13 protein-coding genes, 2 tRNA genes and 1 riboswitch are annotated in these 14714 nt (G+C 41.3%); of the genes, 10 read left to right on the top strand and 5 right to left on the bottom strand.

Translation table 11 applies throughout. The features are described 5' to 3' along the window. Window positions 1-309 precede the first annotated feature (309 nt). The 5 genes from LJE11_RS07340 to LJE11_RS07360 all read left to right on the top strand — a co-directional run bounded on the left by LJE11_RS07340 (window position 310) and on the right by LJE11_RS07360 (window position 5602). Window positions 310-813, top strand: a complete 504-nt coding sequence (locus tag LJE11_RS07340; protein ID WP_022380754.1) for a DUF6106 family protein — start codon at window positions 310-312, stop codon at window positions 811-813. Window positions 814-922: 109 nt separating this feature from the next. Further along, window positions 923-2380: an IMP dehydrogenase gene (gene guaB / locus LJE11_RS07345; RefSeq protein WP_008705695.1), complete on the top strand. Its 1458-nt coding sequence runs from the start codon at window positions 923-925 to the stop codon at window positions 2378-2380. Between the two features lie 246 nt (window positions 2381-2626). Next, window positions 2627-3331 (top strand): peptidoglycan recognition protein family protein, encoded by a 705-nt coding sequence (locus LJE11_RS07350; RefSeq protein WP_227295783.1) that lies wholly within the window; start codon window positions 2627-2629, stop codon window positions 3329-3331. A 91-nt stretch (window positions 3332-3422) separates the two neighbouring features. Continuing rightward, window positions 3423-3503: riboswitch (ZMP/ZTP riboswitch) on the top strand. A gap of 71 nt (window positions 3504-3574) precedes the next feature. Next, window positions 3575-4288 (top strand): IMP cyclohydrolase, encoded by a 714-nt coding sequence (locus LJE11_RS07355; protein ID WP_008705693.1) that lies wholly within the window; start codon window positions 3575-3577, stop codon window positions 4286-4288. 129 nt (window positions 4289-4417) lie between these two features. Then, window positions 4418-5602 (top strand): phosphoribosylaminoimidazolecarboxamide formyltransferase, encoded by a 1185-nt coding sequence (locus tag LJE11_RS07360; protein ID WP_008705691.1) that lies wholly within the window; start codon window positions 4418-4420, stop codon window positions 5600-5602. Between the two features lie 391 nt (window positions 5603-5993). Here the strand turns inward: LJE11_RS07360 and LJE11_RS07365 are convergent. Further along, window positions 5994-6066, bottom strand: a tRNA-Gly gene (locus tag LJE11_RS07365). A 170-nt stretch (window positions 6067-6236) separates the two neighbouring features. Continuing rightward, entirely contained in the window at window positions 6237-6470 is a 234-nt protein-coding gene (locus tag LJE11_RS07370) for a hypothetical protein (RefSeq protein ID WP_008705688.1), read from the bottom strand. A 170-nt stretch (window positions 6471-6640) separates the two neighbouring features. Between LJE11_RS07370 and LJE11_RS07375 the strand changes: the two genes are divergently transcribed. Further along, window positions 6641-7780, top strand: coding sequence for a 3D domain-containing protein (locus tag LJE11_RS07375; RefSeq protein WP_118587213.1), 1140 nt, complete (start codon window positions 6641-6643; stop codon window positions 7778-7780). A 149-nt stretch (window positions 7781-7929) separates the two neighbouring features. On the opposite strand, the gene LJE11_RS07380 is transcribed toward LJE11_RS07375, so the two are convergent. Continuing rightward, window positions 7930-9213, bottom strand: a complete 1284-nt coding sequence (locus LJE11_RS07380; protein ID WP_025581303.1) for an O-acetylhomoserine aminocarboxypropyltransferase/cysteine synthase family protein — start codon at window positions 9211-9213, stop codon at window positions 7930-7932. Between the two features lie 120 nt (window positions 9214-9333). On the opposite strand from LJE11_RS07380, the gene LJE11_RS20775 reads away from it, so the two are divergent. After that, window positions 9334-9435: a DUF6783 domain-containing protein gene (locus LJE11_RS20775; RefSeq protein ID WP_420314092.1), complete on the top strand. Its 102-nt coding sequence runs from the start codon at window positions 9334-9336 to the stop codon at window positions 9433-9435. Between the two features lie 107 nt (window positions 9436-9542). Here the strand turns inward: LJE11_RS20775 and LJE11_RS07385 are convergent. After that, window positions 9543-9615 (bottom strand) — tRNA-Phe (locus LJE11_RS07385). Between the two features lie 116 nt (window positions 9616-9731). Then, window positions 9732-10916 carry an iron-containing alcohol dehydrogenase gene (locus LJE11_RS07390; protein ID WP_144136949.1) on the bottom strand — a complete coding sequence of 395 codons (1185 nt, stop codon included), beginning with the start codon at window positions 10914-10916 and terminating at the stop codon, window positions 9732-9734. A 356-nt stretch (window positions 10917-11272) separates the two neighbouring features. Between LJE11_RS07390 and LJE11_RS07395 the strand changes: the two genes are divergently transcribed. From LJE11_RS07395 to LJE11_RS07405, 3 genes are all read left to right on the top strand, one after another. Further along, window positions 11273-12655, top strand: a complete 1383-nt coding sequence (locus LJE11_RS07395) for an extracellular solute-binding protein (protein ID WP_227295767.1) — start codon at window positions 11273-11275, stop codon at window positions 12653-12655. A gap of 295 nt (window positions 12656-12950) precedes the next feature. Then, complete coding sequence (locus tag LJE11_RS07400; protein WP_008705678.1) at window positions 12951-13853, top strand: carbohydrate ABC transporter permease; 903 nt, start codon at window positions 12951-12953, stop codon at window positions 13851-13853. Between the two features lie 3 nt (window positions 13854-13856). After that, window positions 13857-14705, top strand: coding sequence for a carbohydrate ABC transporter permease (locus LJE11_RS07405; RefSeq protein WP_008705677.1), 849 nt, complete (start codon window positions 13857-13859; stop codon window positions 14703-14705). Window positions 14706-14714: the final 9 nt, after the last annotated feature.

A 14714-nucleotide genomic window follows, 5' to 3' on the forward strand; every position in this document is an offset into this window, starting at 1 on the left:
TCTTAATCCAGCCCATCAGAGTGTGAAATCCTGCGTCAGATATCTTTGCCGTGCGTCAGCACGCCTGCAGATATCTTCCTTGTCTTTCGCACTCTGCTGAATTGTCTTAAATGCATTATTTACGAGGATTGCTATAGATAAAAACAGCGCAGGCGGAAATATGTGAAACGGAACCGTCGTCATAGACGATGGTTCCGTTTTGTGATATAATGCAGAAAAACAGCATGATGAATAAAATATAATTGTTAAATATGCTGTGCAAAAAAAAGCTGCTTTCAACAGCTGAACAAATGAAAAGGAGACGAAACAATGGGCGACTTGTATTCAGAATTACTGGTAAAGAAAGATAAGACGGCTAAAGACAGCCTGCTCAAATACGGTCTGATCGTTTTGACAGTGCTGGCAGTATTTGCCGGACTTATCATCACACCGCTGGCACTGATCATTGCCGTAGCGCTTGGAATTGCATGCTATTTTGTAATCCCGAAAACAGATGTAGAATATGAATATCTGTTTATCAATGGCGATTTTGACATCGACATGATCATGTCAAAGACAAAAAGAAAGAAAGTAAAGAGCTTCAAATTATCAGAAGCAGATCTGGCAGCACCGCTGGATTCCCACAGAATGGACTATTACAACGGAAACCAGAACATGAAAGTACTGGACTTTTCATCAGGAAATCCGGAGCATAAACGCTTTGGTGTTATCACAAGACTGGACGGAAATTTATGCAAGATCATCCTGGAACCGGATGAGGCACTTGCACAGGCTATGAAAAATTCAGCACCGAGCAAAGTTTTTTTGGATTGACATAGAATCTGATTTTTGTTACACTTGTTGAAAATAAAAGGACCAGTTGCTGGTTCCTTTTTACATTACAATAGTAATTTAATTTCATATACGCAAGGGAGGAAATGCAATGGGTACTATCATTGGTGAAGGCATTACTTTTGATGACGTGCTGTTAGTTCCGGCATATTCAAAGGTAATTCCGAATCAGGTAGATGTCACAACTTACTTAACAAAGAAGGTTAAACTGAACATTCCTATGATGAGTGCAGGAATGGATACAGTAACCGAGCATCGCATGGCGATCGCTATGGCGAGACAGGGTGGTATTGGTATTATTCATAAGAATATGTCCATTGAAGCGCAGGCAGAAGAGGTAGACAAGGTAAAACGTTCTGAGAACGGTGTTATCACAGATCCTTTCTATTTATCTCCTGAACATACACTTAAGGACGCAGATGAGTTAATGGCAAAGTTCCGTATCTCCGGTGTGCCGATCACAGAGGGCAGAAAACTGGTCGGAATCATTACCAATCGTGATCTGAAGTTTGAGACAGATTTCAGCAAGAAGATCAAAGAGTGCATGACTTCTGAGGGACTGATTACAGCCAAAGAGGGAATTACACTGGAAGATGCCAAGAAGATTCTGGCAAAATCACGTAAAGAGAAATTACCCATTGTAGATGATGACTTTAACTTAAAAGGCTTAATTACTATTAAAGATATTGAGAAACAGATCAAATATCCTCTGGCTGCAAAGGATGAGCAGGGACGTCTTCTCTGCGGTGCTGCGGTAGGAATCACTGCTAATGTACTTGCACGTGTTGATGCACTTGTAAAGGCATCTGTAGACGTGATCGTAATTGATTCTGCACATGGACATTCAGAGAACATTCTGAAGGCTGTACGCGAGATCAAGGCAGCATATCCGGAACTGCAGGTAATCGCAGGTAACGTAGCAACAGGTGCTGCGACAAAGGCTCTGATCGAGGCCGGTGTAGATGCAGTTAAGGTTGGTATCGGACCTGGATCTATCTGTACCACACGAGTTGTTGCAGGTATCGGTGTTCCGCAGATCACTGCTGTTATGGACTGCTACGAAGCTGCAAAAGAATATGGAATCCCGATCATTGCAGACGGTGGTATCAAGTATTCCGGAGATGTCACAAAGGCAATCGCAGCCGGTGCGAATGTCTGCATGATGGGAAGCATGTTTGCAGGATGCGACGAGAGCCCGGGAACATTCGAACTGTATCAGGGCAGAAAATATAAAGTATACCGCGGTATGGGATCTATCGCAGCTATGGAGAACGGAAGTAAAGACCGTTACTTCCAGGAGAATGCGAAGAAACTTGTTCCGGAAGGCGTAGAAGGACGTGTTGCTTACAAAGGACATGTTGAGGATACTGTATTCCAGCTCATGGGCGGTCTTCGTTCCGGTATGGGATATTGTGGAGCAGAAACTATTGAGAAGCTTAAAGAAACAGGCAGATTCATCAAGATTTCTGCTGCATCTCTTAAGGAATCTCATCCACATGATATTCATATCACAAAAGAAGCTCCGAACTATAGCGTAGATGACAAATAATAAATTTCAGGTGTAATATATGCCCCGGCTGGCTGCTGATGGAAAGAAATAAGATTTCCAGGCATGCCGGCCGGGGTATTTTTTGCAGGGAGTAAAATCCCGTAAGAGAAGGTAAAAATGCAAAAGCATATAAACAAAAAGAAAAAAACAGATACCAGAACAGGGAAAACTGCAGTAAAAAAGAAAAACAGCAGGTCGAAAAGACGAAAGAGCAGCAGAGTAAGGCAGAGAAATCAGAGAATTCTTATGAGCCTCATGCTGCTCGTGATCATAGTTCTGATTGGGTGGATCATAATAAATCGGGCCAGTGAAAATGGATGGAGTATTGGGGACTTTTTACATAATTCTGACACGATGGTTTCTGATGGGGAACAGTCAGGAACAGACAATACGGATTCTTCAGGCGGACCGGAACAATGGCAAAAAGAAGGGGCGCCGTACATAGATGTGGAACTGCTGACGCCGAATGAATATTCCAGACCGCAGATTCCCATTGAGAGTGTACAGTATATTGCCATTCATTATACTGCAAATCCGGGGGCAACAGCCATTGCAAACAGGAACTACTTCGAGAATCTGGCGACTACTCATGACACAAAGGTGAGCAGTCATTTTGTAGTGGGGCTGGATGGGGAAGTGGTGCAGTGTATTCCTACGTCAGAGATGTCCTATGCGACGAACTCACGTAATGTAGATACTTTGTCCATCGAGTGCTGTCATCCGGATGAGACGGGGAAATTCAATGAGGCAACTTATGATTCGGCAGTGAAGCTTTCTGCGTGGTTGTGCGTGCGGTTTGGACTTACATCAGAGAATGTGATCCGGCATTATGATGTTACCGGAAAAAACTGTCCGAAATATTATGTGGAGAATCCGGATGCATGGATACAGATGAAATCGGATATTGCGGCGCAGATTGATGTTGATTATGGTTTGCAGGATGTTCAGTAAAACGAAAATTCAGCACAGTACAAAAAAATTTGCCTTGAAATCCACAAAGAAGTATTGTACTATAATAACAACGTGTGATTTTTTTTCACAACAGTGCCTGCATGACTGGCGGAAGTAGGATTACCTACAGGGAGTGCAGCGAGTATATGAGCCGACCGCCTGGGCAGCCTGGAAATTATTCAATGAATAAATAGGTTTCCCAGGCTTTTTTTAACCTTATTTTTAACGAAAAGGAGAAAAATTATGGAAATGTTATCACTGGAAAAAGAACTGAAAGAGAATTCCTATCCTGGCAGAGGAATTGTGATTGGACGTTCCGCAGACGGTAAGAAAGCAGTGACAGCTTATTTCATCATGGGCAGAAGCGAGAACAGCAGAAACAGAGTATTTGTAGAGGATGGTGAGGGAATCCGTACCCAGGCATTTGATCCGTCCAAACTTACAGATCCGAGTCTGATCATCTATGCACCTGTACGTGTACTGGGAAACAAAACAATCGTAACTAACGGAGATCAGACAGATACCATTTATGAGGGAATGGATCATCAGCTTACTTTTGAGCAGTCCTTAAGAAGCAGAGAATTCGAGCCGGACGGTCCGAACTATACACCTCGTATCTCCGGTGTTATGCACGTAGAGAACGGAAAATTCAACTATGCAATGTCAATTCTCAAGAGCAACAACGGAAATCCGGATGCATGTAACAGATACACATTTGCATACGAGAATGCCATTGCAGGAGAGGGACATTTCATCCATACTTATAAATGTGACGGAAATCCACTTCCAAGCTTTGAAGGCGAACCGAAATTGGTAGCAATTCCGGATGATATGGATGAGTTTGCAGAACTTCTCTGGAACAGCCTGAACGAAGATAACAAAGTATCTCTGTTTGTAAGATATATTGATATTGAGACAGGTAAGTACGAAAGCAAGATCATTAATAAGAATAAATAATAGTCACTTACTGAGTACAGATAGTGCTCATAGATTATTGTGAACATAAGACGATGCTTTCGCAGTAAGAAATTATTTACAGGAATTAATTTTAAAATACTTATTTGGTTCATACGGAGGATTTATATAATGAAAGAATTCGAATTAAAATATGGCTGTAACCCGAATCAGAAACCTGCAAAAATTTATATGGCAGACGGATCTGAGCTTCCGGTAAAGATCCTTTCCGGAAGACCGGGATATATCAATTTCCTGGATGCTTTTAATGGCTGGCAGCTGGTATCCAATCTGAAGAAAGCAACAGGACTTCCTGCAGCTACATCTTTTAAACATGTATCTCCTGCCGGTGCTGCTGTAGGACTTCCTCTTACAGAGACTCTGGCAAAGATCTACTGGGTAAATGATATGGACTGGAAGAATTTTTCACCATTAGCATGCGCTTATGCAAGAGCTCGCGGTGCTGACAGAATGTCCTCTTTTGGTGATTTTATTTCTCTTTCTGATGTGTGTGATAAAGATACAGCACTTCTGATCAAGAGAGAGGTATCTGACGGTGTTATTGCACCTGGATACACAGAGGAAGCACTGGAGATCCTGAAGCAGAAGAAAAAAGGAAACTACAATGTGATCCAGATTGATGAGAACTTTGTACCGGCTCCGCTGGAACACAAAGAAGTATTTGGTGTAACTTTTGAGCAGGGCCGTCAGGAGCTTGAGATCGATGATGCAATGCTTTCCAATATTGTGACAGAGAATAAAGAGCTTACAGAGGAAGCAAAACGTGATATGAAGATTTCTCTGATCATCCTGAAATATACACAGTCCAACTCTGTATGCTTCGTAAAAGATGGACAGGCTATCGGTGTTGGTGCAGGACAGCAGTCACGTGTACATTGTACAAGACTTGCAGGACAGAAGGCAGACAACTGGTTCCTTCGCCAGTGCCCGAAAGTGCTGAATCTGCCATTTAAAGATACAATTTCACGTGCGGAACGTGACAATGCCATTGATGTTTATATCGGGGATGAATATATGGATGTACTTGCTGATGGTATGTGGGAGAAAACTTTCACAGAGAAACCGGAAGTATTTACAAAAGAAGAGAAACGTGCATGGCTGGATCAGATGACGGATGTTACACTGGGATCTGATGCATTCTTCCCATTCAGTGATAATATTGAGCGTGCTCATAAGAGTGGCGTGAAGTATATTGCGCAGCCGGGTGGATCTGTGCGTGATGATGCTGTGATCGAGACTTGCAATAAATATGGAATGGTGATGAGTTTTACTGGTATCAGATTGTTCCATCACTAAGGTGCTGGTATGGGGACGCGCAGGACATTATATGTTTTTGTCCGCGGTTTCGGAGCCTAAGAAAAACTAAGCGCCAGGAAATCTGCTAAAAACATGTAAAAAAATTTCAAACTCGCCGCAAATGCGGCTCAGACAGTGAAATTTTTTTACATAACGCAGATTTCCTGGCGCTAACTTTTTCTAAGACTCCTGCAAATGCGGGCAAAAACATATAATGTCCTGCGCTGGTGTAGAGCCGCGTAGCGAAGCGGATTGCGAATATACGCTTGACTCAGGGATGTTAATCAAGGATATTGGCTATAGATGTTATTCGCAGATATGGAATTGCTATAGTTATGGAAAGTTAATAGAAGGGGATGAAAAAAGCATCAGCCTTAGCTGATGCTTTAAGAGCGATAGACGGGGCTCGAACCCGCGGTCTCGACCTTGGCAAGGTCGCGCGTTACCAACTACGCCACTATCGCATTTATGATGTCAGTTGAGTGATTACCTCAGCGACAAAATATATGATACTATATGCAGTGGAGTTTGTCAAATGTTTTTTTATTTATTTTGAAATTTTATATAATGGTTTTATTGAAAAATTATGACTCCCTGAAAAGTGCTGAAATTGGCACTTTTCAGGGAACAATACTTACATATTAAGTTCTTTCATTAATTCTTCCTGAGAAATGAATTCGTGACAGTCAGGGTTGTTTTCGATTTCCTTTAACATTATTAAATCTGTTTCATCGGGTTCAACTTTTTCTATATCTGCGAATGTATCAGGCAGTTTAAAATGTTTTTGAATAATATGCCAGAAGATATTAGCATCTTTATCACTCATAATTGATACAGCACCTATAATACGTTCTTTAACAGCAGTCATAAAATCACACTCCTTTACGAAAAAATATTTATATTTTATCTTATCTTTCGTAAGGCAGAATAGAATTCTGATAATTTTACTATAGCATATAGAAATAATAGAAGCAATATAGTTTATGAAGATTCCGTGAAGGATGGGGTGGAAAATTGCAAATTGGGAGGGGGTGTGCTATGATAGGACAGACGGAGAGAGACGATAAAGGAGTTGAGGCTCAGTTTATGAAGAAAAAAATTTTAGCATTATTAGTTTGTAGTATGCTTACTTTATCAACAACAGTTTCTGCGGATATTCTGGATTATGAGGGGACAATTAATGCTTATAAGCAGGATAATAAGACACCGCAGACCTTTGAGATTGATAATGGAAGTGGAGAGAAGGTAACTGCAGTTGCCAAGTCAGATAAGGTTTCTGTTTCTGCAAAGGCGACTTATATACGTTCTATGCCAGGGAAAAACGGAAAGAAGCTTGCAAGAGTGTATCTTGGTACCGGTGTAGAGAGAGTGGCCGTATGTGATAATGGCTGGAGTAAAGTGACTTATGAAAAAAAGGGTAAAAAGGGTACGGAAAAGATCAGTGGCTATGTGCCCACAAAACATATCAATGATAGTGATCAGGTTGCTCAGGCAAGGGGAACTTTTACAGCACTGAAGGACAGTGATATTCTGGATTATCCGGGAAAGAAGGATGGACAGATAGTAGGTGAGGTCATTCAGGAGGATGAAGTGAAGCGCCTAGCTACAGTGAACGGCATCTGGAGTCAGATTTACTATAAAAAAGAGAATGGAAAAAGAGGCATTGGATATATTCCAACCAGTGTTCTGGAGAATACAGCAGCAGAGGAGAATACGGAAGAGTCAAAGGTCGCTAAAGTAGACGGCGAAGAAGCTGGAACGATTCATAAGAGTGAGGGCAAAGGCGTTTTTGCAGAGGCTGTGGATGGTGTAACTGCTTCAAAGGGAGAGTCTGTGGATGGAGTGAAGGTGGGAACTCCGGTAGCTGTGTCTTCAGATGCGTCACTGGTTCCGCTGGGAACCTTTAAGATTACTCATTATTGTCCCTGCAGTATTTGTTGTGGCCCTTGGGCAAATGGCATTACTTCTACAGGGGTGACTGCTACGACAAACCGTACGATTGCGGTGGACCCTACACAGATTCCATATGGATCTAAGGTTGTGATCAATGGACAGGTTTATGTTGCAGAGGACTGTGGTGGTGCGATTAAACATAATTGTATAGATATTTATGTTGCTACCCATCAGGAAGGGGAGGACAAAGGGGTATATTATACAGATGTTTATTTGTTAAAGTAGAAAATAAGAAAGAATTTAACCGAATCAAGTAGCAAAGCGGATTGCGAATATCCGTTTGACCTGAAAATAAAAATCCGGAAGAATCTGGAAATGATCTGTTATATCTGTAATCATTTCAGAAGTTCTTTCGGATTTTTTGAAATTATCTTTTATGCGTTTTTTAATGCCTGTTCGATGTCAGCAATGATGTCTTCAACATTTTCAATACCAACGGAGAGACGGATCATTCCCGGTGATACACCGGCTTCTGCAAGTTGTTCGTCGTTCATCTGACGGTGAGTATGGCTTGCAGGATGCAGGATCATGGTTTTGGATGCTGCTACGTGCGTTGCGATGGTGGCAAGCTTTAAGCTGTCCATAAAGCGGACTGCAGCTTCTCGGCCTCCTGTCAGTTCAAAGGAGATAACGCCGCAGGTTCTGCCTTCGTTCATGTATTTCTGAGCAAGTGGATAGTATTTGTCATCAGGAAGTCCTGCATAGTTTACATGAGATACTTTCTCATGGGCATTCAGAAATTCTGCAATTCTTTGTGCATTATAGCAGTGACGTTCCACGCGGAGAGGAAGAGTTTCAAGTCCCAGGTTTAACAGGAAGCAGTTTGTAGGAGACGGGATAGAGCCCAGGTCACGCATTAACTGAGAGGTTGCCTTTGTGATATAAGCCTTCTTTCCAAACTGTTTAGTATAAATAACACCATGATAAGATTCATCCGGTTCAGTCAGTCCATGATATTTATGTCCATAGGCATCCCAGTCAAAGTTACCGCTGTCAACGATAGCTCCGCCAACCTGCACAGCATGTCCGTCCATATATTTGGTTGTGGAATGGGTGACGATATCAGCTCCCCATTCAAAAGGACGGCAGTTTACAGGTGTAGCGAAGGTGTTGTCTACAATAAGCGGAACTTCATGTTCGTGAGCAACCTTTGCGAATTTTTCAATATCAAGAATTACCAGGGCCGGGTTTGCGATGGTCTCTGCGAAAAGTACCTTTGTATTAGGACGGAAGGCAGCTGCAATTTCTTCAGGGCTAGCATCGGTGTCAACGAAAGTGCAGTCAATGCCAAGCTTTTTGAAGGTAACAGCCAGGAGGTTAAAGGTTCCTCCGTAAATAGTAGAAGCCGCCACAACATGATCACCTGCTTCGCAGATATTGAAGACTGCATAGAAGTTGGCAGCCTGTCCGGAAGAGGTAAGGATAGCGGCAACACCACCCTCCAGATCTGCAATTTTTGCTGCTACAGCATCATTTGTGGGGTTCTGCAGACGGGTATAGAAGTATCCTTCTGCCTTAAGATCGAAGAGCTGTCCCATTTCATCAGTAGTATCATATTTATAAGTGGTACTCTGATAAATCGGGAGTGCGCATGGTTCACCCTTAGACGGAGTGTAACCGGAATGGAGACATTTAGTCTCGACTTTAAAGTCACTCATGAGTTTAGTTCCTTTCTTATGTGAAATATTGCTTCAATAAAATATTGTATTAATATTGGGAAAATTGTGATGATATTGATACAAAATTTCATGATAGTCTTAGAGCGTGTTTGAAAAATCATTCCCACAAATTGGGATACACATCTTGCGGAAAGCATTTTTCAAACATACTCTGGAAAAATTATACTGCTGAAAGTGAGAGAAGACAATATTAAAAAATGAAATAAAAAAATGCTCAGGCTTTTTCTAACCAGCCGTGAGCAAAAAAAGAAAATAAAAAATGCCCAGGCTTTTTCTAACCAGCCGTGAGCAAAAAAGAAAATAAAAAATGCCCAGAGCCGGAATCGAACCAGCGACACGAGGATTTTCAGTCCTCTGCTCTACCAACTGAGCTATCTGGGCATTTGGTCTGTGAACTGTTGTGTATCACAGGCCTTATAATAGCATATCGATTGTTTGAATGCAAGTAATTTTTATGATTTTTGCGAAAAAAGAGAAAATTATAACAAAAATTTATTTTATCTTGCCATAAGGTAGATTTTTTCCATATCTCTCATATTGAGCTGTTTAAAGACTCCAATGGTGCGAGTGTCCTCAAAACTGCATTTGAATGCAAGATCATGAATTTGCTGATCTGTGAGATCCAGACCCAGTTCATGTAAACTGGTGGGCATTTTTACAGACCGGAAAAAATTTTCCATTGCTTCAATTCCTGCAAGGGCTGTTTCTTTATAATCAGTTCCACATGGAATGTCAAATACATTGGTGGCAAACTGAGCAAAACGTTCAGGGTTCACCTCGTAGACGTATCGTGCCCAGCTTCCCCAGATAGCTGCCAGACCTGCTCCGTGAGTTACATTGTAGACACCTCCCAGTTCATGTTCAAGCTGGTGGCATGCCCAGTCACCACCACCTGTACCGCATCCGGTCAGACCGTTGTGGGAAAGGCTTCCTGCCCACATAATTTCTGCCCTGGCGCTGTAATTGTCTGGTTCTTTCATAAGAATACGGGCATTGTAAATGACTGTCTGCATCAGAGCTTCGCTGATACTGTCTGTAATCTCCATAGTTTCAATATTTACAAAATATCGCTCCATGGTGTGCATGAGGATATCTACACATCCGCTTTCTGTCTGATACTGTGGGAGTGTGTAGGTGAGACGTGGATTTAAGATGGCAAATTTCGGCCTGCAGTAATCTGTCTTTGCACATCCACGTTTTTCTTTTGTTTCTTCATTTGTGATAACACTGGAACTGCTCATTTCACTTCCGGAAGCTGCAATTGTAAGGATGACACCAATGGGCAGACAGCCGGTTGGAACAGCTTTTTTCAGACAGAAATCCCAGACATCATTGTTCGGATTGGCAACGCCATAGCCGATGGCTTTGGAAGAGTCAATAACACTTCCTCCTCCTACAGCAAGGATAAAGTCTACATGTTCTTTTTGGCATAATTCGATTCCCTCGCGGACTTTGGAAAGAAGTGGATTAGGAATGACACCACCCAGGGTGATGTATTCAAGACCCTCTTCTTTCAGATTAGAAGTGATCTCATCAATCAGTCCGGAACGGACAGCACTCTGACCTCCATAATGGATCAGAACTTTTTTTGCTCCATACTTCTTCAGCAGGGAACCTGCCTGAAGGTGGGTATCTTTGCCAAAGAGAATCTGTGTTGGTGTATAATATTCAAAATTTCTCATAATATGTAAACGACCTCCTATAGATTGAAAGGTTAACTGAATCAGGTAAGTCCTCTGCTTTAATTGTAAAATGTAATGAGCAGTAGGTGGGACTTCCTTTTTATATTAAAGCAAATAATGGAAAAATAGTCAAAAAATAATAAAAAAATTAAAATTTGAAAGTAATTTTTGCTGGTTCTCAGAAGACATTTTTGGAAAGATTCCAGTACAGATATCTATAATTTTCTGCACACAGAAAACGGAAAGACAGAAATTTATAGATTTTGGACAGAATATTTTATGGGCATTATGTGAATGGAATGCTATGATAAATACACTTAAATATACAAAGTGAATAAAAAAGGAGGAAACAAGAAATGAAAAAAAGAATGTACAAGATTATGGCACTTGCCATGACAGCAGCTATGGTGGTACCGATGGCAGCGCAGACAACTGCATTTGCAGCTGACGACAAAGAAATTACTTACTGGAATATCGCGGTAGAGAGCCCGGACAAAGATATTGTTACTGCAGCAGTAGACAAGTTTAACAAAGAAACAGAGTCAGGCTATACTGTAAATCAGGTAGCTATCCAGAACGATACATACAAGGAAAAACTTGTTATCGCGATGAGCTCCGGTGAGTGTCCTGATATGTACTCAAGCTGGTCCGGTGGTCCGATGTATGAATATATTGATTCCGGATTTGCTCAGCCGATTGATGATCTTCTTGATCAGTCCGATGTTAAAGATAAACTTCTGGATGCAGCTATTGAACAGGGAAGCTACAACGGACATGTATATGCAATCCCATATCTGAATGTTTCTCTGGCAGGTATCTTCTACAACAAAGATATGTTTAAACAGTACGGACTTGAAGAACCGAAGACATTAGCTGATCTGGAAAATATCTGTGCAACATTAAAAGAAAACGGAATTACACCTTTTGCACTTGCTAATGCTTCCAAATGGACAGGTTCCATGTACTTCATGTCTCTGGCAGCACGTTATGGCGGACTGGAACCATTCCAGAATGCAGTTGCAGGAAGCGGCAAATTCACAGATGACTGCTTCATCAAAGCAGGTGAGAAGATTCAGGAGTGGGTTAAAAACGGATACTTCCCGGATGGCGTAAACTCCTTAAGCGAAGATGACGGACAGGCAAAACAGTTAATGTATCAGGAGACAGCAGGTATGCTTCTCTGTGGCTCATGGTATGCAGGAACATTCCAGACTGACAGTGAGGAATTCTATCAGAAGATCGGCTGGTTCCCATTCCCTGCAATTGATGATTCCGATGCTGATCCTACAATCCAGATCGGTACTGTAGGTGATCAGTTCATTTGCTTCAACTGTGAAGGTGATAAACTTGCAGCAGCATTTGAATGTGCAACAGATCATTTATCTGATGAAGTTGCAGACATTACATATTCTAACAACAAGATTGTTCCTGTAAAAGATGCAGGAGACCACATTTCAGATCCTGTTGTAAAGGAAATTTTTGATGCAGCTCAGGAAGCATCTTCTATCCAGTTGTGGTATGACCAGTATCTGCCGACATCTGTTGCATCTGCACATCTTGATGGCTTACAGGAAGTATTTGGTCTGACAAAGACTCCTCAGGAAGCACAGGAAGAAATGCAGAAAGCAATGGACGAATATTTAAGTACCAAATCTGATTCCGGCGCAGCAGATGATACTGCAGAAGAAGCTACAGATGATGCAGCTACAGATGATGCAGCAGCAGATGATGCTGAATAATCTTTAAAGGAAAGCAGGCATTCATTCTGACCTGAGTAAGGGTAGAAAAGAAGGGTTCTGCACATGCTGAAAGTGCAGAACCCTTTATCTTGAAAAACAATATGTGAGTACACAGAGCGTGCTTGAAAAATCATTTCAATGTCAAATTACATATCAGACAGCATGTCAGAAAATATATAAAAACCATCTCAGAAATATATCTCTAACATATTCCGAAAGCATTTTTCAAACATACTCTGGCATACGTTAGGTCAGATGATCAAATCTCAGAAAGTATTAAAAAGGAGGCACCAAAATGAATGAAAAAGGGATATCTCTGGTTCAGTTAAGACAGAGAAAAACACGTCAGACAGCAGCACTTTTTCTGGCACCTGTTATCATTTTATTAGTAGTATTTATCGCGTATCCGATTATTGATACATTTATTACAAGCGGATACCAGTGGAATGGTATTTCCGCAGACAAGAAGATGGTAGGACTTGCAAACTGGGCAAAACTGATCAAAGATACAAAATTCTGGATAGCATTTAAGAACAACGTTATTATCATGATCCTATCTATCATTATCCAGATTCCGTTAGGACTTGCAATGGCAACATTCCTTGACTTTGGCGGTAAGAAACTTACAATTTTCAAGGTTATCTGGTTTATTCCAATGCTTATGTCTTCTGTTGCAATTGGTTTCCTTTTCACATACGCACTTGCAACAAACGGAGGTATTGTCAGCACAATTTCCGGATGGTTCGGAGGGGGCAACATTGACCTTCTTGGTAATCCAAAATTAGCATTGCTCACAGTTATTCTTATCATTGCATGGCAGTTTACACCATTCTACATGGTTTACTTTATGGCTGGTTATACAAACATCCCATATGATGTATTTGAAGCAGCAAGAATCGATGGTGCTACAAGAGGACAGTATTTCTGGAAGATTGCACTTCCACTTCTTATTCCGTCAATTAAGAGTGCAGCTATCCTTTCAATGGTTGGATCTCTGAAATACTTCGATCTGATCTATGTTATGACAGGTGGCGGTCCTGGTACTGCTACAGAGCTGATGGCAACCTATATGTACAAAGAATCATTCAAGAACTTTAACATGGGTTATGGCTCAGCCATTGCAGGAGGTATGTTTATCCTGATTACAATGGTATCTATGATTACTATGAAACTTATAAACGGAAAACAGGAGGATTAAGGAATGGACAGCTATAAGAAAAGTAGAAGAAAAAGCATCATAGCCTGGATCATTGCTTTTGTTCTTGCTATCGGTGCAGCAATTGTATCATTTACACCTTTTATATTCATGGTGCTGAACTCATTCAAAGAGAAATTTGAGATGCTTACCAAGGGTGTATTCCAGCTTCCTGATCAACTGAACTGGTCCAATTACACTGAGGTACTTACAGGAGGGTTTGCAAATTACTTCAAGAACAGTGTGATCGTTCTTGCAATCTCCCTGATCCTGCTGCTGTTTATTTCAGCATGCGCTTCTTATCCTCTGGCAAGATTTAAGTTTAAAATGGCACAGCCGATTTATGCGATCATTGTAGCCTGTATGTCTATTCCTGTACATATTACATTGATCCCTGTATTCAAAATGTCAAAGTCAACAGGACTTTATGATACAATCTGGTCACTGGTCGGACCGTATGTCGCATTCGCAGTTCCGATTTCCGTATTTATCCTGACCAGCTTTATGAAAGAGATTCCGAGAGAAATCGAAGAATCTGCTGAAATTGACGGATGTGGAAAGATTCAGATGTTTTTCTCCATGATCCTGCCGCTTTCCAAACCCGGAATGGCGACACTGGCAATTTACAATGGTGTAAATATGTGGAATGAATTCTCATTTGTAAATACACTGACACAGTCTGCCCAGAATCGTACCCTGCCGTTGGCAATCTGGGAATTTCAGGGACAGTATTCTATGAATACACCAATGATCATGGCGGTTCTTACATTAACACTTTTACCAATGGTTATCATGTTTATTATTTTCCAGGATAAACTGGTAAAAGGTATGACTGCAGGTGCTGTAAAGGGTTGATTCTTTCTG

Source organism: Blautia sp. DFI.1.216 (assembly GCF_020594215.1).
In the GTDB taxonomy this organism is placed as follows: Bacteria; Bacillota; Clostridia; order Lachnospirales; family Lachnospiraceae; genus Blautia_A; species Blautia_A wexlerae.